Origin of the sequence: Glutamicibacter sp. TV12E (assembly GCF_052441935.1) — a bacterium.
GTDB lineage: Bacteria > Actinomycetota > Actinomycetes > Actinomycetales > Micrococcaceae > Glutamicibacter.
Map to the genome: position 1 here is coordinate 2,244,660 of NZ_JBQVVF010000001.1, position 20,517 is coordinate 2,265,176.

At 60.8% G+C, this 20,517-nt stretch carries 20 protein-coding genes, 1 tRNA gene and 1 riboswitch; of the genes, 10 read left to right on the forward strand and 11 right to left on the reverse strand.

Annotated elements, in window-relative coordinates:
• The first annotated feature begins 95 nt into the window (after positions 1-95).
• The gene (locus ACT7DV_RS10490; RefSeq protein WP_444662404.1) at positions 96-1,346 is read left to right on the forward strand and encodes an MFS transporter; all 1,251 of its coding nucleotides are present in this window, start codon (positions 96-98) and stop codon (positions 1,344-1,346) included.
• 17 nt (positions 1,347-1,363) lie between these two features.
• On the opposite strand, the gene ACT7DV_RS10495 is transcribed toward ACT7DV_RS10490, so the two are convergent.
• The 8 genes from ACT7DV_RS10495 to ACT7DV_RS10530 form a co-directional block, all read right to left on the reverse strand.
• The gene (locus tag ACT7DV_RS10495) at positions 1,364-2,386 is read right to left on the reverse strand and encodes a hypothetical protein (RefSeq protein WP_444662405.1); all 1,023 of its coding nucleotides are present in this window, start codon (positions 2,384-2,386) and stop codon (positions 1,364-1,366) included.
• Between the two features lie 66 nt (positions 2,387-2,452).
• Entirely contained in the window at positions 2,453-3,994 is a 1,542-nt protein-coding gene (locus ACT7DV_RS10500) for a helicase HerA-like domain-containing protein (protein ID WP_444662406.1), read from the reverse strand.
• A gap of 18 nt (positions 3,995-4,012) precedes the next feature.
• Positions 4,013-4,780 (reverse strand): amino acid ABC transporter ATP-binding protein, encoded by a 768-nt coding sequence (locus ACT7DV_RS10505; RefSeq protein WP_444662408.1) that lies wholly within the window; start codon positions 4,778-4,780, stop codon positions 4,013-4,015.
• Positions 4,767-5,432, reverse strand: a complete 666-nt coding sequence (locus ACT7DV_RS10510) for an amino acid ABC transporter permease (RefSeq protein WP_146275961.1) — start codon at positions 5,430-5,432, stop codon at positions 4,767-4,769. Before ACT7DV_RS10510 ends, ACT7DV_RS10505 begins: the two co-directional genes overlap by 14 nt.
• 83 nt (positions 5,433-5,515) lie before the next feature.
• Positions 5,516-6,325: an amino acid ABC transporter substrate-binding protein gene (locus ACT7DV_RS10515; protein ID WP_444662410.1), complete on the reverse strand. Its 810-nt coding sequence runs from the start codon at positions 6,323-6,325 to the stop codon at positions 5,516-5,518.
• A gap of 87 nt (positions 6,326-6,412) precedes the next feature.
• Entirely contained in the window at positions 6,413-7,342 is a 930-nt protein-coding gene (locus ACT7DV_RS10520) for an AEC family transporter (RefSeq protein ID WP_444664832.1), read from the reverse strand.
• 71 nt (positions 7,343-7,413) lie between these two features.
• Positions 7,414-7,484, reverse strand: a tRNA-Gly gene (locus ACT7DV_RS10525).
• A 96-nt stretch (positions 7,485-7,580) separates the two neighbouring features.
• The gene (locus ACT7DV_RS10530) at positions 7,581-8,072 is read right to left on the reverse strand and encodes an SseB family protein (protein ID WP_444662412.1); all 492 of its coding nucleotides are present in this window, start codon (positions 8,070-8,072) and stop codon (positions 7,581-7,583) included.
• Positions 8,073-8,183: 111 nt separating this feature from the next.
• Between ACT7DV_RS10530 and ACT7DV_RS10535 the strand changes: the two genes are divergently transcribed.
• Both ACT7DV_RS10535 and ACT7DV_RS10540 read left to right on the forward strand, forming a co-directional pair.
• Positions 8,184-9,890, forward strand: a complete 1,707-nt coding sequence (locus tag ACT7DV_RS10535) for a fumarate hydratase (RefSeq protein ID WP_060702407.1) — start codon at positions 8,184-8,186, stop codon at positions 9,888-9,890.
• A gap of 181 nt (positions 9,891-10,071) precedes the next feature.
• Positions 10,072-10,413: a hypothetical protein gene (locus tag ACT7DV_RS10540; RefSeq protein ID WP_444662414.1), complete on the forward strand. Its 342-nt coding sequence runs from the start codon at positions 10,072-10,074 to the stop codon at positions 10,411-10,413.
• Between the two features lie 6 nt (positions 10,414-10,419).
• On the opposite strand, the gene ACT7DV_RS10545 is transcribed toward ACT7DV_RS10540, so the two are convergent.
• Positions 10,420-11,262, reverse strand: coding sequence for a M15 family metallopeptidase (locus ACT7DV_RS10545; protein WP_444662415.1), 843 nt, complete (start codon positions 11,260-11,262; stop codon positions 10,420-10,422).
• A gap of 215 nt (positions 11,263-11,477) precedes the next feature.
• Between ACT7DV_RS10545 and dcd the strand changes: the two genes are divergently transcribed.
• Entirely contained in the window at positions 11,478-12,059 is a 582-nt protein-coding gene (dcd, locus tag ACT7DV_RS10550) for a dCTP deaminase (protein ID WP_060702404.1), read from the forward strand.
• A gap of 66 nt (positions 12,060-12,125) precedes the next feature.
• Here dcd and ACT7DV_RS10555 read toward each other — a convergent pair whose 3' ends face one another.
• The gene (locus ACT7DV_RS10555) at positions 12,126-13,448 is read right to left on the reverse strand and encodes an MFS transporter (protein ID WP_444662417.1); all 1,323 of its coding nucleotides are present in this window, start codon (positions 13,446-13,448) and stop codon (positions 12,126-12,128) included.
• 225 nt (positions 13,449-13,673) lie between these two features.
• Here ACT7DV_RS10555 and ACT7DV_RS10560 point away from each other — a divergent pair, with 225 nt between their 5' ends.
• Genes ACT7DV_RS10560 through mnhG form a run of 6 tightly spaced genes read left to right on the forward strand, consistent with a single transcriptional unit; the run spans position 13,674 to position 19,998 of the window.
• The gene (locus ACT7DV_RS10560) at positions 13,674-16,643 is read left to right on the forward strand and encodes a Na+/H+ antiporter subunit A (protein WP_444662419.1); all 2,970 of its coding nucleotides are present in this window, start codon (positions 13,674-13,676) and stop codon (positions 16,641-16,643) included.
• A complete protein-coding gene (locus ACT7DV_RS10565) occupies positions 16,640-17,089 on the forward strand; it encodes a Na(+)/H(+) antiporter subunit C (RefSeq protein WP_022874324.1) in 450 nt (149 codons plus the stop codon). Before ACT7DV_RS10560 ends, ACT7DV_RS10565 begins: the two co-directional genes overlap by 4 nt.
• Entirely contained in the window at positions 17,086-18,687 is a 1,602-nt protein-coding gene (locus ACT7DV_RS10570) for a Na+/H+ antiporter subunit D (RefSeq protein ID WP_444662422.1), read from the forward strand. The genes ACT7DV_RS10565 and ACT7DV_RS10570 overlap by 4 nt, the downstream gene beginning before the upstream one ends.
• 11 nt (positions 18,688-18,698) lie before the next feature.
• A complete protein-coding gene (locus ACT7DV_RS10575; protein WP_444662424.1) occupies positions 18,699-19,331 on the forward strand; it encodes a Na+/H+ antiporter subunit E in 633 nt (210 codons plus the stop codon).
• Entirely contained in the window at positions 19,328-19,594 is a 267-nt protein-coding gene (locus tag ACT7DV_RS10580) for a monovalent cation/H+ antiporter complex subunit F (protein ID WP_444662425.1), read from the forward strand. Before ACT7DV_RS10575 ends, ACT7DV_RS10580 begins: the two co-directional genes overlap by 4 nt.
• Positions 19,594-19,998: a monovalent cation/H(+) antiporter subunit G gene (gene mnhG, locus ACT7DV_RS10585; RefSeq protein WP_444662427.1), complete on the forward strand. Its 405-nt coding sequence runs from the start codon at positions 19,594-19,596 to the stop codon at positions 19,996-19,998. The genes ACT7DV_RS10580 and mnhG overlap by 1 nt, the downstream gene beginning before the upstream one ends.
• Before the next feature lie 55 nt (positions 19,999-20,053).
• Here mnhG and ACT7DV_RS10590 read toward each other — a convergent pair whose 3' ends face one another.
• Positions 20,054-20,305, reverse strand: a complete 252-nt coding sequence (locus tag ACT7DV_RS10590; protein WP_060702398.1) for a DUF4235 domain-containing protein — start codon at positions 20,303-20,305, stop codon at positions 20,054-20,056.
• A 73-nt stretch (positions 20,306-20,378) separates the two neighbouring features.
• Positions 20,379-20,502, forward strand: a riboswitch (TPP riboswitch).
• The last annotated feature ends 15 nt before the right edge of the window (positions 20,503-20,517 follow it).

A 20,517-nucleotide genomic window follows, 5' to 3' on the forward strand; every position in this document is an offset into this window, starting at 1 on the left:
CCCGCAGCGGGGAATGCAGAGGAAACCTCAGCATTCCCCGCTGTGCCGCATTAGACTGTAGTGCGGGAGGCACCGGAGGGATCCGGCGAGAGCTTATGGCAGTGAAAATGTTCCGGGCATTGGAAATACCCAACTACCGGTTGTGGATCATCGGCGCCCTGGTCTCGAATATCGGCACCTGGATGCAGCGCGTAGCCCAGGACTGGCTGGTGCTGACCGAACTGACCAACCACGACGCGGTAGCCACCGGAATCACCACGGGTCTGCAATTCCTGCCCGTCCTGGTCCTGGCACCCTATGCCGGGCTGATTGCCGACAGGTTCAACAAGCGCCGGCTGCTGATGGCGACCCAAAGCTTCATGGGGCTGTGCGCACTGGTCCTGGGGCTGCTGGTCGTCACGGATTCGGCGGAACTCTGGCACGTCTACGTGCTGGCGGGGCTGCTGGGCATCGGCGCTTCCTTTGACGCACCGGCCCGCCAGGCCTTCGTCTCCGAGGTGGTCCCCGGAAGCCACCTGGCTAACGCGGTGGCGCTGAACAGCGCCAACTTCAACCTGGCCCGCCTGGCCGGCCCCGGCATTGCCGGCGTGGTGATCGCCCTGGTGGGCACCGGCCCGGCGTTTTTGCTCAACGGCGCCTCCTTCCTGGCGGTGATCACCTCGCTGGTATTCATGCGCAAGGACGCCCTGCATCCCACCACTCCGGTGGCCCGGGCCAAGGGGCAGGTGCGTGAGGGGTTCAGCTATGTCAGAAGCCGCAAGGACCTGGTGCTGATCTTCTTCCTGGCCTTCATCATCGGCACCTTCGGGCTGAATTTCCAGCTGACCAATGCGCTGATGGCCACCGAGGTCTATGGGGTGGGCGCAGGGGAGTACGGCATCCTGGGCAGCATCATGGCGGTGGGAACCTTTGCCGGGGCGCTGCTGGCGGCGCGGCGTTCGGCCCCGCGCTGGCGTTTCTTGATTGGCGGCGGGGTGTTCTTCGGCTGCGCGGCCCTGGCCAGCGCCTGGATGCCGAACTACCTGCTTTTCGCCATCATGCTCATCCCGGTGGGACTGGGAGCGCTGACCTTCTTGAACAGCTGCAATACCATGGTGCAGATGTCGGTGCCGGGGCAGTACCGGGCCCGGGTGCTGGCGTTGTACCTGATGGTGGTGCAGGGCGGGACGCCGATCGGCTCGCCCCTGGTGGGCTGGTTCGCCGAGCTCTTCGGCACGCAGATCGCCGTGTCCATCGGCGCGGTGCTGTCCCTGGCGGCGAGCTTGCTGGCGCTGTTCTTGTGGCAGAGGTTCAAGACCAATGCGGTGCCGCTGCGCAGCCAATTCCGCGAACTGCTCGGCCGATAAGACTGCGGCCGCGAGAACTACTGAGCAGCCTGCTCGACACCCGCCACCGGAACCACGGAGACTTCGGTGGTGCTGGTGGTCAGCTCCGCGGTGAAGGAATAGGTGTCCTTGATGGTCTTCTTTTCCTTCGCGCCGGTGCGCAGATCCTGCTCGGTCAGCGTCAGATTGGCGGTGGTTGTCAGCGGGGAGAGCACCCACGCGCCGTTGTAGTAGCTGACTTCGATCTTCGGGTATTTGGCGATGTCCCACTTGATGGTGGAGGAATCAACGCGCGCCGAGGTGTTGTAGGCGAAGGGGCAGCCCGAAGGCATCAAGACCTGCTGGCTGGCGCAGCCGTCCAGGTATTTCTTGACCTTGGAGTTGATCGCGGAGACAAAGGCCTTGGTCGGCTCGGTCTTCAGCGCGATCTCCACCGGATCCTTGGCAGGCTGGGTGACCACGACACCGCGGGTGTCGGCTGCAAAATTCTTGGTGCTGAAGCTTGCATCCAACACCGAAGGATAGAAGACCGGCAGGGAACTGACGCCGGCCTCCAACGGGATCTTCTGCTCGTTGACGGCCACCTCATTCACCGTGTTGGCCTTGATCTTCACGCTGGGCAGGGTGGAGGGTTCGAACTCCCACTTGTCGAAGAAGAACCAGGTCTTGCCGGCATGGCGCAGCGTGTAGGTGGACTGCTGGTCCACGCCCGTGGCCTTGTAATGCGCGGTCACGGTGCGCAGCTCGCTGTCGCCGTCCACCGGCTGCGGCATATCGGTGCTGAAGTCCGTGATGCCGGCCTGGGTGCGCTTGAGCACCTCGCCGTCCAGCGCAACCGCATCGCCCTGCGGCACCCGGGCCTGCATCAGCCCCAGGGCCTTGGCGCCCTGGCCGTCGGCGAGGTAGCTCTGCAAGACTTTGACCTCGTGCGCAGGGGAGAACAGGGTGCGATTAGCGATTATCACGCCGGCAACAGCCAGAACGAGCACTGCCACCGCGGCAAGGGCCCAGCGAAAGGCCAGGCGGGTGGCGGCGATCGGCGTGGAGTTAGGAGTCTTCATCAGTAGCTAGGCTATCTGGTTTCGGGCTCCAGACTGTAACTGGCGGGTCAAAAACGGCGGGTCTTCTCAACGGCGGCGGCGCTTTCGGTTGCCGAACATTCCGCGCAGCAACTCGCGCCCAATCATCGATGCGGCATCCAAGGCCATGTCCATCATCGGGTTCGGCTGTGCCGGGGCCTGCCGCTCGCGAGGCGCTTCGGCTTGCTGCGCGTCAGCCGGTACCTCAGCCGGTTGCTGCGGCGTTGCCGTAACAGCGGAGGCGGCCTTGGCTTCCAGCAATTCCCGGGCCGATTCGCGGTCTACCGCGGTGGTGTACCGTGAAGCCAGCGGGGAGGCCGACAGATTCTCTTCAAGCACCTGCGGCGAAGCAGGGCCGATGGTGGATCCTGGCGAGGACATCCTGGTCCATGCCACTGGGGTGGGTGCGCCCTTTTCGCCGAGCACGGTAATCACCGCTTCGCCCACGCCAGCCTGGGTCAGCGCAACTTGCAGGTCCACGCCGTTGACCGGGAATGTCTTGATGATCTCCTTGAGCGCGCTCTGATCCTTGGCGGTGAAAACGCGCACCGCATGCTGGATGCGGTTGCCGAGCTGGCCCAGGACCTCATCGGGCAGATCGGTGGGGGACTGGGTGATGAAGAACAGGCCCACCCCCTTGGAACGGATCAGGCGCACCGTGTTGATGATCGCGTCGGTGAACGCCTTGGTGGCGTCCTTGAACAAGAGATGCGCCTCGTCAAGGAAGAACACCAGTTTCGGCTTGTCCAGGTCGCCGGCTTCGGGCAAGTCCTCGAACAGGTCCGCGATCAGCCACATCAGGAAGGTGGAGAACAGCATTGGCTGCTGGTTCACCGAAGGCAGTTCCAGCACGTTGATCACGCCGCCGGTTTCGCGCACCTGCAAGAAATCGGCGGTGTCGAATTCCGGCTGCCCGAAGAACTGGTCCAGGCCCTGGGATTGCATGATCGTGATGCCACGCAGGATGACCGATGCGGTCGCCGCGCTCACCCCGCCCAGGCCCTTCAGCGCTTCGGCGCCCTGGTCGCTGACCAGGAAGCTGATGACCGACTTGACGTCGTTGAGGTCATCGAGCGGAAGCTTGTTGGAGTCGGCATAGTGGAAGATCAGCTGCAGGCATTCTTCCTGGGTTTCGTTCAACTCCAGGACGCGGGCCAGCAGGATCGGGCCAAAGGCATCGACACTGGCGCGAACCGGGGTGCCGTGGGCCCCTTCGCCCAGCGAGAGGAACTCCACCGGGTTGGCGCGGGGAGAAAATTCCTTGCCGAGTTCGGCCAAGCGGGCGGTGAGCTTTTCCGAGCCTTCGGCGCTTTGGGCCAATCCGGAGAGATCACCCTTGATGTCGGCGAGGAATACCGGAACACCGGCCTTGCTCAACTGCTCTGCCATCAGCTGCAAAGTGACCGTCTTGCCGGTACCGGTGGCACCGGCGACCAAACCGTGGCGGTTGAGCATTTTCAGCGGCAAGCGGATCGGCGCCGTGGGCTGAGGCTTGCCGTCGATCAGGGCTGTACCCAGATCGAGGCTCTCGCCTTGGAAGTTGTAGCCTTCGATGAGGCCTGCCAGCAATGCATTTGTATCCTGGGTCATAGCGCTACTCTATGCTTTCTAGAACGGGTGCAAAAGACGTTGGACGAATGCTTGTGTGCGGGGATTTGCCGGCGTGGACAGAACCTGGGCAGCGTTTCCGGTCTCCACGACCACTCCGCCATCCATGAAGACGACGGTATCGGCCACATCCCGGGCGAAGGCCAGCTCGTGGGTCACCAGCACCATGGACCAGCCCTCCTGGGCCAGTTCCTTGATGACGCTGAGCACTTCGCCAACAAGTTCGGGGTCCAGAGCACTGGTCGGTTCGTCGAAGAGCAGCAGGTCGGGCTGCTGCATCAGCGCGCGGACAATGCCCACGCGCTGTTGCTGTCCGCCGGAGAGCGAATTCGGGTAGGCCTCGGCCTTGGAGCCCAGCCCCACGCGATCCAGGAGCTCGCGCGCCTGAAGCAGCACCTGGTCGCGCGGGCGCTTTTGGACTTCGATCGGCCCAATGCTGACATTTTGCAACACCGTCAGATGCGGGAAGAGATGGTGCCCTTGGAAAACCATGGCCGAACGATCGCGCAGCACCTGCGCTGATTTTGGCTTGGTCGTGGCATCGAAGCTCACCGCCGGGCCGCCTTCAAAGCCGACGGTTCCCGCATCCGCGATTTCCAGCCCATTCAGGCAGCGCAGGGCGGTGGTCTTTCCGGAACCCGAGGGGCCGATCAAGGCCACGACTTCGCCGGAGTGCACGGAAAAATCGATGCCCTTCAGCACCTGGTTCTCGCCGAAAGCCTTGTGCAGGCCGGTGACGCTGAGCAAGGTTGTGCTACTTGGCGACATACTTTTCCAGCTTTCCTTCAACAGAGTTCTGCAGCGCAGAGAGCAACAGGCAAATGATCCAGTAGATTGCGGCCGCTTCGCAGTACAGCAGCATGAACTCGTAGGTCGAGGCCGTGATCTCCTGGGCCTTGCGGAACATTTCGGTGACCAGGATGGTCGAGGCCAACGAGGTGTCCTTCACCAATGAGATGAAGGAATTGGACAGGGGAGGAATCGCCACGCGGGTGGCCTGCGGAAGAATCAACCGGTACAGGCTGCGCGTGCGCGACATGCCCAGGGTATATCCGGCCTCCCACTGTCCGGCCGGGACCGAGAGGATCGCGGCGCGGATAATTTCGGCGGCATAGCCGCCGATGTTCAGGCTGAAGGCAATGATCGCACTGGGCCAGGGATCAATGGTGATCCCCAGGCTGGGCATGCCGTAGAAAATGACAAACAACTGCACCAGCAGGGGAGTGCCGCGAACAATCGAAATGTAGACCCGGGCGATGCCTGAGAGCGCCGGGTTTTTGCTGATGCGCATCAGCGCCATCAGCAACGCGATCGCCAGTCCGAGGGCAAAGCTGATCAGCGCGAGCGGAATGGTTGCCGTGATTGCGCCCTGGGCCAGTGGCCAGAGCGAATCGATGAATAACTGCCAATTCGAATCCATAAGCTACCTTTGAGACAAACGAGACTGGCCCCACGCTGGAGACGTGTGGAGCCAGTCTACTGTTTCACTAGGGATGGTACCGGTTATTTGCTGATGTCCTCGCCGAAGTACTTTTCAGAGATCGATGCCAGCTCGCCATCGGCACGCAGCTCGTCCAGGGCGCCATCGATCGCTTCTTGCAGATCCTCCGAGCCCTTGCGCAGGGTGACTGCCGATTCGCTCTTGTCCTCGGATTCAGCGGCGATCTTGATGCTGTCATCCGGATTGGTTTTCTGTGCATCCAGGAAGGTCAGCTTGTCATTGACGGTGGCATCCACTCGACCCTGCTTGAGCAGGGTGACCGACTGGGCCCACCCCTCCACCGGCTCGATGGTGGCGCCAGCGGCCTTGGCTGCCTCATAGAAGCTGCTGGTCAGCGACTGCGCGGTCTTCTTGCCCTTTAGCGAGTCGAAGGAGGTGATGTCGGTGTTGTCGCTCTTGGTGACAACTACGCCCTCGGAAACGGTGTACGGCTTGGAGAAGAGGTACTTCTCTTCGCGTTCCGGGGTAATGGCCACCTGGTTGGCGATCACATCAAAGCGTCCGGCATCCAAGCCAGCAAAAATTGCGTCCCACTGTGTTTCCTGGAACTTGACCTCAACACCCATCTTTTCGCCGACGGCCTTGATGACTTCAACGTCGTAGCCGGTCAGCTCGCTGCCTTCATGGAAGGAAAAGGGGCGGTAGGTTCCCTCGGTGCCGACGGTCAACACGCCGGCGTCCTTGACCTTTTGCAGGGCAGAATCGCTCTGCTCGGACGAGGAGGAGCCAGCGGTGTCGCCAGATGAACCGCAGGCGCTCAGGGATAGGGCAAGAATTGCGGCGGTAGCCAGCAGTGGAACGGTGCGCTTCATGGTGACCTCATTCAAAAGGGGGTGAATATGCTCTAGTCCTAACAACAGTCTAGAGACATCCGCTTATTCCGAAGCTCAAAAGTTACACTAAATTCCCAGCATGACGGCCAGCAACATCATCAGCGGTATCGCGCAGATGGTCGTGATGAGCACCGTATCCTTGGCCACGATCACCCCGTGGTTGTAGCGCGAGGCGGTCACGAAGATATTTTGCGCGGTAGGCAGTCCGGCCATGATCACCGAAGCGACCAGCATTTCTCCGCGCAGCCCGAAGGCCAGATAGGCCAGCACCCAGGCCAGCGCCGGGTGGATAACCAGTTTTGCTGCCGTTGCGATGAGCACATCAGCGCGTCGGCCGGACTTCTTCTCCAGCGGCCTGGACCCCACAAGCGAAATGCCGAAGGCCATCAGCATGCACGGAATCGAGGCGCCGGCAATCAGATCGATCGGTTCAAGCACGATCGAGGGCGGTCTGAAGCCGGTCAGCGCGACGACGAGGCCAAGCATGGAGCCGATGATCATCGGGTTCTTCGCCGTGGCCACCAGCAGTGCCAGCGGCGTGGTGCGGTGGCGCGAGGTGGTGGCATCCAGCATCGCCAAATTGATCGGCTGGTACAGTGCCAGCTGGAACAAGATGATGGGTGCGGCAAAAGACGCATCGCCAAGGACATAGAGGGCGATCGGCAGCCCGAGGTTGGCCGAGTTCACCGTGGACGCGGACATCGCGGCAATGATCCGCTCCGAAGCTGAGCGCTTCAGCCAGCGCGCCGTCGCCAGGTAGTACACCACGGCCGTGAGCGCAGCGGAGATGGCGGCCACCCACAACAACGGGCCCAGCACGGCGACGGGATCGGACTCGGCCAAGGTGGTGAACAACAGGGCGGGGCTGGCGATGAAGAAGGTGACCCGGCTCAGGACATTGCGACCTTGTTCGCCGAGCACCCCGGTGCGCCCAACCAGATATCCAACGGCGATCACCACCCAGATGATGGAGAAGCCTTCGAGGACTCCGGTCATCATGCTCCTTGGGCGTTGGCCTGGTAAAACGAAAACGTCGGGGCACCTGGTGGTACCCCGACGTCAGTGCGAGCGGGCGACGGGAATCGAACCCGCGTATCGAGCTTGGGAAGCTAGCGCTCTACCATTGAGCTACGCCCGCAGGTGCACCGAGCGGCCTAATGACGGCTCGGGCAACAATCAGCATATCCCACGAATTCGATCGGCCGGTAAACGGCGCGAATAATCGTGCGGAAAGTTACGCTTGGTCTTCGGATTTCTGCTTCAGCAGCTGCTGCTGCAAAATAGCCACGCCATCTGCGGGTACCTCGAAGCTCAGTTCATCGCCCGGGTTCACCACGAATCCGGTGTTCTCCAGTGCGCGCACCACGGTGGCGCCTTGGACCTTAACGCCAAATGGCGCTTGGTCGATGTAGCTGGAGGGAATGCGTTCCAGGGTGGTGAACAACGCCACCACGGCCTCGCCGGTCGGGTTGGTCAGCAACATCGGCTGGGCGTTCTTGTTCTCTTCGGTGACCTCTTCGCGGGAGAGGAAGTACACCTCGGCGCTCATGAAGGCGCCAATGACGGAACCGGACAACTCAGGTTTGTTAAGACCGGCCTGCAGCATCATTTCGAAGTGCGTTTTAGGCTTGGCACGGTGCTGGTCCATAGGCGTCTGGATGATCGCATCCGGGATTTGTGCCGGATTCTGGCCATCGTGCGCAGCTGGGGTGTTCTCGGTGCTCATGTACTCCAGCATGTCGCGATAAAGCCTCAGGTGCAAACGGCGAATGCGGGAAAATCGGGGTAAAGGCCTAAAATGGCAGATGAGCATCCACGATTGAATCAAGGACAGAGCATGCCTGAATTCCGTTATGAGGATCTTCTGCCTATTGGCGAAGATACAACCCCATACCGCAAGATTTCCTCCGAAGGCGTCGAGGTCGTCGCCGGCCCGGATGGAAAAAATTTCCTCAAGGTCGCACCAGATGCCTTGGAGCAGCTGGCCGAAACCGCACTGCACGACATCTCCCACTACCTGCGCCCGGCCCACCTGCAGCAGCTGCGCAACATCCTCGACGATGAGGAAGCCAGCCCGAACGACAAGTTCGTTGCACTGGACCTGCTGAAGAATGCCAACATCGCAGCCGGCGGCATCCTGCCGATGTGCCAGGACACCGGCACCGCGATCGTGATGGGCAAGCGCGGACAGCGCGTCCTGTCCGAAGAGCAGGATGAGATCTCGCTCTCGCGCGGCATCTACAACGCCTACACCAAGCTGAACCTGCGCTACTCGCAGCTGGCGCCGATCACCACCTGGGAAGAGAAGGCCACCGGCAACAACCTCCCGGCGCAGATCGACCTGTACGCAAACACCAAGGACGGCGCTGACACCAGCTACAAGTTCCTGTTCATGGCCAAGGGCGGCGGATCGGCCAACAAGTCCTTCTTGTACCAGGAGACCAAGGCGATCCTCAACGAGAACTCGATGCTGAAGTTCCTCGATGAGAAGCTGCGCTCGCTGGGCACCGCTGCCTGCCCTCCGTACCACCTGTCCATCGTCATCGGCGGCACCAGTGCCGAAATGGCGCTGAAGACCGCAAAGTACGGTTCGGCCAAGTACCTGGACTCGCTGCCTACCGAAGGGGCGATGACCGGCCGCGGTTTCCGCGACACCGAGCTGGAAGAAAAGGTCCTCGAATTGACCCGCCACTTCGGCATCGGCGCGCAGTTCGGCGGCAAGTACTTCTGCCACGACGTGCGCGTGGTGCGCCTGCCTCGCCACGGTGCTTCGATGCCAGTGGCCATCGCAGTATCCTGCTCGGCTGATCGCCAGATGCTGGCCAAGATCACCGAAGAGGGCCTGTTCGTGGAGCAGCTGGAAACCGATCCAGCCCGCTTCATGCCAGAAGAAAACCACCCGGCCCTGGCCGCACACGACGATGAAACCGACGGCGTCACCGGCACCGGTGGCAGCTCCGTGGTGAAGATCGACCTGAACAAGCCAATGGATGAGATCCTGGCCGAGCTGACCAAGTTCCCGGTCAAGACCCGCCTGTCGCTGACCGGCCCATTGGTGGTGGCCCGCGATATCGCGCACGCCAAGATCAAGGAACGCCTGGACGCCGGCGAAGAGATGCCGCAGTACCTCAAGGACCACCCGGTCTACTACGCAGGCCCGGCGAAGACCCCGGAAGGCATGCCTTCGGGCTCCTTCGGCCCGACCACGGCAGGGCGCATGGATTCCTATGTGGACCAGTTCCAGGCAGCCGGCGGCTCGATGGTCATGTTGGCCAAGGGCAACCGTTCCAAGCAGGTCACCGATGCGTGCAACACCCACGGCGGCTTCTACCTTGGTTCCATTGGCGGCCCGGCCGCACGCCTGGCCCAGGATTGCATCAAGAAGGTCGAAATCCTCGAATACGAGGAATTGGGCATGGAAGCCATCTGGAAGATCGAAGTCGAGGACTTCCCAGCCTTCATCGTCGTTGACGACAAGGGCGAGGACTTCTTTGCCGAGACCTTGAAGCCGACCTTCACCGGCATCCCGGTACGCGCAAAGTAGATTTCGGCGTTCTAGACAGGGACTGCCAGCGGTTATCGCAACCGCTGGCAGTCCCTGTGCAATTCCTAGCCGATGCACAGGCGGCGGCGGGGGATAAAAGCCTGAATACCGGGGGCTGCTTCGGTAGAATTCATGGTGCTTCGCATGCGCTGGATGCATTACCGGGATGAAGGGCAGGACTGTGAGACGGCTACTGGTCGTGAATGTGCTGCTGGGCATCCCCGGAATTATCTACTATTGGATGCTGAGCCTCATGGTGCTTGCCGACCCGCTGACCACGTGGGGGAGGGCAGCTCGGGACCTCTATGAGGCCCACTCGTTCTTGCCTGTTCAAGTAGTGCTCGGTCCGCCCCTGGCCATCGGAACCATGGTCTGGGTGCTGTCCAACGTGAACTTGATCTACCGCAGGAAGCGCGCAGGCGCCTGCCAGAAAACCAGCGGCAAGTACTTGCACTGGGGCATCGCGCTGGCAGCCTCGTTGATTCCGACCGCAGTGTTTCTGGGTATTGCAGCGTTCTTTTAGACAGCCTTATTTTTCAGTGAAGCCGAAGCCCCAGTCACGGTAGGGCGGCAAGAAGCGCAGGACCAGAAGGTCGTCTTCCTTCATCACGCCGTGTCCAACCTTCTGGGCGTCCTTGTCGGATTCCTTGTCGGCTTTTTTCGAGTCGGCTTCTTCCTTGGGTGCTTCCAGCGACTTTCTGAGCATCTGAATGTAGTCTTCATAGGTCTGTGCGCCAGATTCAGCCAAGGCCTTGGCATGGTCCTTGCCGATGTAGCGCACATGCCATGGCTCATATTTGTAGCCGGTGATCTCTTCTTTGCCCTGCGGGTAGCGGATGATCAAGCCATAATCCTCGGCATGCTCCGCAATCCAGATGCCTGCGGGAGTTTGGCCGAATTCTTCCTTCAGCTCAGCCCGGCTGTTGGCGTATCCCAGGTCTGCTGCCAACCCGAGCTGGTGCTCGCTGGTTCCGGGGCGTGCCGAAATGCGTTCAGCATAAGCCGTCCCGTACTTCGCTTGATATTGGCTGAACAGCGAAGCTTGGCGTTGATATGAGCGGTAGGCACTGAGCAGCTTGATGGAGTGCCCGGCAGCTCGGGCATCAGCGATGAGGTCCTCGACGGCTTCTGCGGCTTCGGGGCGCAAGGTCAGCCCGGTGCCGCCAACACTCACCAGGTTGGCCGGGGTGTAATCCTCAGGCGACAGCTTGGTGGTCGGATTGATAAGGGCCAGCATGCTCGACGCATCTGAAAGCTGGGAGCTTTCAACGGCAGGCAGGTCTTCGGCTGGCGCGGCCAGCGCAGCCGGAACTGCACAGAGCAGCAGTGCCGCGGAAAGAACGGAGCTGGTCAGCGCGGAGGCTAGACGCATGATGTGATGAACCCCTGTGTTGCGAAGTGATGATGAAGGGGCAAACCCCAATCCCACGATAGCTGGAATTGCTGGGGAAGTAATGGGAATTGCGTCACGGCCGCGGTGAACAAATGATGACTTTCCGTGGATCAGCGATCCATTCCAAACAAGAAAACCTACATATTTCTTCGATGAGTTCAACGATTGGGCATTCTCACGATAAATTTGAAAGCGTGTTGTATTCAGATGGTGACATTCGTCGAGAAATAGCGTCCGGGGAGATTGGGCTTGAGCCCTTTGAACCGAATATGGTCCAGCCCGCATCAGTGGACGTTCGTATTGACCGGTTCTTCCGGCTCTTCGACAACCACAAATATGCGCACATCGATCCATCGGTGGAACAAGATGAGCTCACCCGTTTGGTCGAGGTTGACCCGGACGAGCCTTTCATTCTGCACCCCGGCGAATTTGTACTTGGCTCGACTTACGAAGTAGTGACCCTCGGGCACTCCATCGCTGCGCGGTTGGAAGGCAAGAGCTCCCTCGGCCGTCTCGGATTGCTGACCCACTCCACAGCAGGTTTCATTGATCCTGGCTTCTCGGGCCACGTCACCTTGGAACTTTCGAATATGGCCACCTTGCCAATCAAGCTCTGGCCGGGATCGAAGATCGGCCAGCTGTGCTTCTTCAAGCTGACCTCAGCCACCGAGCACCCCTATGGTTCTGGCCCCTATGGAAACCGCTACCAGGGCCAGCGTGGCCCCACGGCGTCGCGCAGCCACCTGAACTTCCATCGCACGAACATCGAAAGCTAATCACATTAATGGATCGGCCCCTGCGGGGCCGATCCATTGTGCTATCTGCCTCAAGGCAGCAATTGCCTAGGCATCTGGACTACGTGGAGATCGAATCGGCAACAACAGAAGCAGGCCGAGAGCCAGGACCACGAGGATGCCCAGGATGCCAAAACGCTGGGCGCTCCCCGAAGCGACGAATGGGGTGGCCAAGGCAATGGACAACCCGAAAAGCCCGGGTGCCAAGAAGGACACCGCTCGCCCGGTCGTAGCGTAGAGGCCGAAGAGCTCACCTTCGCGCCCGGCGGGGACCAGCCGGGAAAGGTAGGACCGCGAAGCGGATTGGGCAGGACCGACGAACAGGCATAACAGCAAACCGAAGATCCAGAAGCCGCTGGCCCCGGAAGATAGGAAAACCCCGGCGCCGGCAATCAGCAGTCCTGCCAGCGAACCACAGATGACCTTCTTCGGCCCCAGCGTGTCGTCGAGCCGGCCGCCCAATACTGCTCCAAGGGCCGCGACCAGATTGCCGGCAATGGCGAAGATGATGACTTCCGAAGGGGCGAAGCCGAACGTTCCTGCAGCGATGACGCCGCCAAAGGTGAAGATCGCGGCGAGGCCATCGCGGAAGACTGCGGATGAGCAGAGGAAGAAGAGCAGGTTGCGGTCGCTGCTCCACAAGTTCCTGATGGTCGCAAACAGCACCTTGTAGGAATCCTTGAGCGGGATTTTGACTGCACTGGCTGGTGGGGATTCGGGGATGATGAAAAACAGCGGCAGGGCAAAGACCAGGCACCAGCCCGCTGAGAAGAGAGCGATCAATCGCAGATTCAGCGAGTTTTCGCTGGAAGCCCCAGGCCACTGGACGATCGGTTCAACGAATCCGAAGAGCACGAGTGCCAAGGCGAGAATTCCGCCAACGTAGCCCATGCCCCAGCCGAATCCTGATACCTTGCCGACGGTGGCCTTGGTGGAGATCTGGTTGAGCGCGGCGTTGTAGTTCACCCCGGCAAACTCGCTGACCACCGACATCAACGCGATAAGGATGGCCCCGAACCATAAGAACGCCGGATTCGGGTAGACGAAGAAACAGGCGGCGCAAATTGCAACGAGGATCAGCGTATTGACCACAATCCATAGTTTGCGCCGGCCTGCGGCATCAGCGCGCAACCCGGTGACGGGCACCAAAAAGGCGATGGCCAGGCCGCCGAGGGTCAGTGCCTGGGAGAGCACCAGGGAGGCATGGTCCTTGTCGCCAAAAAGATCGCTGGTCAGGTACACCGTGAATACGAAGGTGATCATGACCGCGTTGATGGCGGCCTGGCCCCAGTCCCAGCTTGCCCATGCCAAGGTGTACTTGTTGAGCCATTTCTCGCTCACTGGCCTCGACATCGGCTGATTGATTGACATGGTCGAATCGTACCCGTTGCATGAGAACCGTTGGTGAACCCCGCACAGAAATTAGGCGTTCCTGTGTAAAAGCCCAAAATCAGCTGATCGCGGAAACAGCAGAAAATATGCCGCCAGCGGCACATCCCACGGAATCGGGCAGTGGCCGGCTGATAAAATTACAGGTGCAGACTATTTTTCGTGGTCATCGCACTCTGCCCATCCGCCAGACGACAGAGGAGACACGTGCTAGTAATTCTCGCTGCGTTGTTTGTGACCGCTTTCTTGTGCCCGATGCTATTCCGGGCGCTGAAACGAAATGCCTTTTATGTGGTGGCGGTCGTCCCGGCAGCGGGATTCGCCTGGCTCTTGACTCAGCTTCCGGGGGTGCTCGCCGCCGATGAGTCCTTGGCCAATGGTGCGCCGAACGCACCACCGTCCATTGGCATTCAGTGGATTCCCGGACTGAATATCGGATTGAACTTCCGGCTGGATTCGCTAGCGGCCACGATCCTGCTGCTGATTCTCGGCGTCGGCGCGCTGGTGCTGTTCTACTGCGCCCGCTATTTCAAGAACGATGACCCGCAAATCGGTGGATTCGCCGCCAAGATGGTCGCCTTCGCCGGAGCAATGACCGGCCTGGTCACCGCGGACGACGTGATCATCATGTTCATCTTCTGGGAAATCACCAGTGTCCTGTCGTACCTGCTGATTGGTTTTAACCAGGCCCTGATCACGGCCCGCCGTTCGGCGATGAATGCGCTGATTGTCACGACCCTGGGCGGGCTGGTGATGCTCGCCGGCATCTTGATGATCGGTGCCAAGGCCGGAAGCTACCAGCTTTCCGAGATTATCGCTTCTTCAGACCAACTGGTCGCCTTGGGCAGCTACACCGACGTGGCAGTGGCCCTGATCATCGTGGGAGCCATTTCCAAGTCGGCGCTGGTGCCCTTCCACTTCTGGCTGCCCGGCGCCATGGCCGCGCCAACCCCGGTCTCCGCCTATCTGCACGCTGCCGCGATGGTGAAGGCCGGCGTCTACCTCATCGCCCGGCTGGCACCGGGCTTTGCCGACACCAACCTCTGGGCGCCGATGACGGTGGGCATCGGCATTGCGACTATGCTGATCGGCGGCTTCCGTGCGCTCAAGCAATACGACCTCAAACTGATTTTGGCCTTTGGCACCGTCTCGCAGCTCGGATTCATCATTGCGATATTCGGCTTCGGCACCCCGGAAGCCGCCTTCGCCGCGCTGGCCATGACCTTGGCACACGGGCTGTTCAAGGCGACCCTCTTCCTCAGCGTGGGCATCATCGACCACAACACCGGTACCCGTGATATTCGAAAGCTCAGCGGGCTGCGCCGTGCCATGCCAATCCTCACGGCCACCGCCGGGATCGCGGCTGCTTCGATGGCCGGAATCCCGCTGCTCTTCGGGTTCGTCGCCAAGGAAGCAGTCTACGAGTCAGCATTGCACCTTGATACCCCGTGGGGCATGATCGCGCTGATCGGACTGGTGCTGGGCGCCGGATTGACGATGGGCTATTCGCTGCGTTTCTTCTTTGGGGCTTTCGGGGTGAAGAAGTATTCGGTGCCTGCGCTGATCTGCAAGGCGCCCACCCTCATTTTCTTGGCACCGCTGCTGGTGCTTTCGGCGCTGACGCTCGTCCTTGGCGTCTACCCGCAGCTGGTGGAACCGCTGATGCTGCAGTGGTCTCAGGCCCAGGGCGGACCAGGCAAGATGCACCTGCTGCCGTTTGCCGGTTTTAATGCTGCCCTCGGGCTGAGCGCGCTGTCGGCGAGCTTGGGCCTGGCCTTCTACTGGATCCGCCGGCGAACCGATACCGGTGCACCACTGCGCCGGATGACGGTCTCGGCCGAAGAAATCTACCGCATGTCGGTGAACGCCTTGGACATGGCGGCAATTTGGATCACCGGTCGCACCCAGCGTGGTTCGTTGTCCTTCTACCTGGGAGTGATCCTGGGCGTGGTGCTGGTGCTTCCGCTGGGCATCGCCCTGACCGTGTCCACGCCATGGCCGGAAAACTGGATTGTTGCCGATCATCCTGCCCAGCTGCTGATCGGCGCGATTATCATCGCCGGCGCCGTGGTGGCAATCATCGCCCCGAAGCGCTTCATGGCGGTGCTGATGGTCTCGGTTACCGGCTATGGCATGGTGGCAATTTTTGCGCTGCAAGGGGCACCGGATCTGGCGCTGACCCAGCTGCTGGTGGAAACCATCGTGCTGGTTTCCTTCGTGCTCGCCCTGCGCGCCCTGCCCAAGCGCTTGTGGGGCGGGGTGGTCCGGATCAAGTGGGGCCGCGCCCTGATGGCGATTGCCCTGGCGGTGATGGTCATTTACATTGCCATCGCCATGATGGGTGCCCGCCAAGAAGCCAGCATCTCGCTGGCCTGGCCGGAATTGGCCTACAACCAGGGCTACGGCAAGAACATTGTGAATGTTGCCCTGGTGGATATGCGCGTGTGGGACACTTTCGGGGAAATCACCGTGCTGGCGGCAGCTGCCACCGGCGTGGCGTCGCTGATCTTCGCCGGACGCAGCTTCGGCAGCCGGGTGCGTGCCCACGAGGTTGCCCCGGGAAGCATCGATTCGGGTTCCGAAGCCATGGGCGGCAAGGACTCCAAGGAAGTGGAACTGCGCATTGCAAGGCGTTTCGCCTCCAGCGGCAACCAGGACTGGCTGATGGCAGGAAGCACGCTGGTCGCCGAACGGCGCTCCATCATTTTTGAAGTGGTCACCCGCCTGATGTTCCACTCGGTGCTGATCCTCTCGGTCTACACGTTGCTCACCGGGCACAATACGCCAGGTGGCGGTTTTGCCGGCGGGCTGATCGCAGGACTGGCATTAACCATCCGCTACCTGGCCGGAGGACGCATCGAGCTCTCCGAGTCCATGCGGATCGCCCCGGGCATGCTGATCGGTGGCGGTATTGCGCTGGCCGGGCTGTCCGGAATTGTGCCGCTGCTGATGGGCGATGAAATTTTTACCACCTATGCCATGGAATTCTGGTTCTTCGGCGACCACAAATTTGTCACCTCCACCATCTTCGATATCGGCGTCTATCTGGTGGTGCTGGGCCTGGTGCAGGATGTCTTGCGTTCGCTGGGCAGCGAGATCGATTCGCTCTCCGAAGGACGAAGCCCGGTGGATCGCCACGACTTTGTTGAAGCATCACGGACAGGAGTTGGACGATGAGTGTGAACATCACCTTCCTCGTGATTACCGGAGTGCTGCTGGCGGCCGGATTCTATCTGGTCCTTGAACGCACACTGACCCGCGTGTTGCTGGGCATCATGCTGCTGGGCAACGGCATCAACCTGCTCATCCTCACCAGCGGCGGCCGGCGCGGAGTGGCTCCGCTGTTCCAATCCGGATTGGCTGCCGAGGAGTATTCAGACCCGTTGCCGCAAGCGCTGATCCTCACGGCCATCGTGATCACCTTCGCGGTCACCGCCTTCCTGCTGGCCATGATCTACCGTTCCTGGACGTTGACCAGCGCCGATGAATTGGCCGACGACACCGAAGATATCAAGGTCTCGCAGAAGACCGCATACGACGAAGAGGAAGACTCGCCGGTGGCAGAGGATACGACCGAATTCGTTGATGAAGAGGGCCGCCCAGTGCGCGAGGGGGAAGAGTGAATTTTCTGGATCTAGCACCCCTGGCCGTGGTCTTGCCGATCATCGGCGCCGGGGCAGCGTTCTTGGCCCGGCGGCAGGTGCGCACCCAGCGGTTGATCACCATCGGGATCCTCTGCTTGACCCTCGTTCTGGAAGCGGGCATGCTGGCCGCGGTATGGGGAGGCGAAAGCTACGCCATCCACATCGGCGGCTGGGAGTCGCCCTTTGGCATCGCGCTGATGGTCGATGGCTTCAGCTCCTTCATGCTGCTGATTTCCACCCTGGTCTCGCTGGCCGTGCTCTTCTTCGCCACCAGCCAGGGCCTGGCCGACGGCGACGAGCCCGGACCGGTGTCGGTTTTCCATCCGGCCTACCTGATCCTGCTCGCCGGAGTGTCCAACGCCTTCCTGGCCGCCGACCTGTTCAACCTGTACGTCGGGTTCGAAATCCTGCTGACCGCCAGCTACGTGCTGCTGACCCTGGGCGGAACTGCCGAACGCATCCGAGCCGGTACCACCTACGTGGTGGTTTCAGTGGTGTCCTCGGTGATCTTCCTGATGGCCATCGCCATGACCTATGCGGCGACCGGCACGGTGAATATGGCCGACCTGGCCGTGAAGCTGCCCGAACTGGATCAGGGCCCGCAATTGATTTTGCATGTGCTGCTGCTGATTGCCTTCGGCATTAAAGCGGCAGTATTCCCGCTGTCCCTGTGGCTTCCGGACTCCTACCCGACGGCACCTGCACCGGTGACCGCGGTGTTCGCCGGTTTGCTGACCAAAGTGGGCGTCTACGCAATCGTGCGCACCGAGACACTGATTTTCCCGGGGGGCGCAGTGAACGCCGGGCTGCTGGTGGTGGCGGCGCTGACCATGGTGATCGGTATTCTTGGCGCGCTGGCGCAGACGGACTTCAAGCGCATGCTCTCCTTCACCCTCACTAGCCACATCGGATACCTGATTTTCGGCGTGGCTGTCGGGGGACCGCTGGCCATTGCGGCGACCATCTACTACGTGGGCCACCACATCATCGTCCAGACCTCGCTGTTCATGGTCGCTGGCCTGATAGAACGCCGTGCCGGAAGCTCAAATGTCACCAAGCTGGGCTCGTTGGCCAAGCTTTCCCCGGCCCTGTCCCTGCTCTTCTTCATTCCCGCGATCAATCTCGGCGGCATTCCTCCGTTCTCCGGTTTCCTGGGCAAGTTCGGATTGCTCCATGCCGCCGTGCAGGATGCTGACCCGCTGACCTGGGTGGTGGTGGGCGCGGGCCTGCTGACCAGCCTGTTGACGTTGCTGGCGATCATTCGTGTCTGGGCCCGCATCTTCTGGCGCCGCGCCGCCGATGCCGAGGTGCCGAACCAGGAGCTGGTGGATGAAGCAGCTCAGGTGGCGGCCGAAACCGCGGCTGGTGGAGCGCAGAACCCTGGCCTGGGCCTGAAGCTGGCTCGGGAATTGGAAGCTGCGTCCCTGCCCTGGGGCATGCGCTATGCCACCGGGTCGCTGGTGGTAGCGGGCATTGCCCTGACTATTTTTGCGGGGCCGATTTTTGAATTCTGTGAACGGGTCGCCGCGGAGCTCATTGCCCGCGACGCATACATCAACGCGATCTTGCCATTCTGATTGGAGGGATGATGCCGACTAAAAACTTGAAACCCGGTGACCAGCGTATTGATGATGCGCTGGATACCTCAGGCGTGCGCCACCGGGCGACACTCAAGCAGGAATGGCCGCTGCTGGCCCTGCTGATTTTTGTGTGGTGCGCACTGTGGCAGGATTTCTCGCCGGCGAACCTGATCTTCGGTGTGATTATCGCGCTGGTCATCGTCACGCTCTTTCCGTTGCCTCCGGTGGTGCTTTCGGGACGCATGAACGTTTGGTACTGCCTGCAGCTATTCATCTGGTTTGTTGGCCAGGTGTTTGTGGCCAGCTTCGAAGTGGCCCGCCTGGCCATCTTCCGGGGAAAGAAGACCCGCAGCGGCGTCATTGCGGTTCCCCTGCGCACCGACTCGGATCTGATCGTGACAACGGTTGGCCATGTGCTGACCCTGATCCCGGGATCCTTCGTCATTGACGTGGACCGCAGTTCATCAACGCTGTACTTGCACTACATCAATATCGAATCAAGGCAGGATATGGACCGTGCCCGTGAAGCCGTGCGCGACATTGAACGCCGGATGATCATGGCCATCGGCAGCCGGGATGAGTTCGACGCGATCAAGCACGAATGCGGACCGAACCTGATGCGAATGAAGGGCAAAAAATGATGGAAATCGTGATGTGGATTTGCGGCATCATGCTGGGCTTGGCCACCGTTGCCTGTGTAATCCGCGTGGCCAAGGGCCCGTCGATTCTCGACCGCGTTCTCGCACTGGACGTGATGCTGCTGATCATCTCCGTGGCGCTGTGCCTGGAGATGGTCTACAACCGGCACACCGACTACCTGCTCTTCGTCATTGCCGCTTGCACGTTGGGCTTCATCGGCTCGGTCACCGTTTCGCGCTACGTTTCTGACCAGAGGAATGCCTGATGGAGATGTTCGTGGATATTCTCGTGGCAGTACTGCTGATTGCCGGTTGCCTCATGTCACTGATTGCCGGTATTGGCCTGCTGACCTTTCCCGACATGCTCACCCGCATGCATGCCGCAACCAAGCCCCAGGTCCTCGGGTTCTTGCTGGTCTTCACCGGGCTGGCGATTCAGCTGCGCAGCTGGGCTGTGGTTCCCGTGCTCTTCTTGGCATGGGGAATGCAGTTGTTGACCGCACCGGTCTCGGCTCATATGATCGGGCGCTCCGGCTACCGCACCAAGCACGCTGCCAAGGACTCGCTCTATGCCGATGAGCTCAAGCAGATTGTGGACAAGACCAGCAGTGCCCCGCCCACCGGAACCTTCGATGCAACCTCGGGTGCAACCGGAAAATCTGAAGACTAGGACAACAACACAGCACGGGCATCCCGCCGACGGCGGGATGCCCGTGCTGTGTGCGCTACTTGCTAAAGCGTGCGACTACCTTGTTGCTACCGCGGTCTGCCAGCACCTGAATGGTGGCTGCCACGATGGCCGAGAAGATCGCAAATCCGAGAGCCTGGCGCAGCGAAGCCTCGGCGGCTTCTTCGCTTCCCTTACGGGGTGCCTTGTTTCCGGTGAAACCCTTCCACAGCTGGTCAACCAGCTTGCTGCCGACAAAACCGGCGCCAATGGAAATACCCGTGGTGGCAAGTTTCTGCACTGTATTCATTTTGCCCTCGTTTCAACGTCGTGACTTATCGTTCCTCTGCCCAGCATACCTGCGGTATGGTAGGTGGGCAGTAATTTTCCGACAGGGGAGCGTCAGACTTCGAAACTGGAGTCGCAAGACGCTGAGAGTGCGATAGATCGCAGACCCTCGAACCTGCTCCGGCTAGTACCGGCGAAGGAAGTCGAGCATCTCGGATGCGGACCGGGACCATT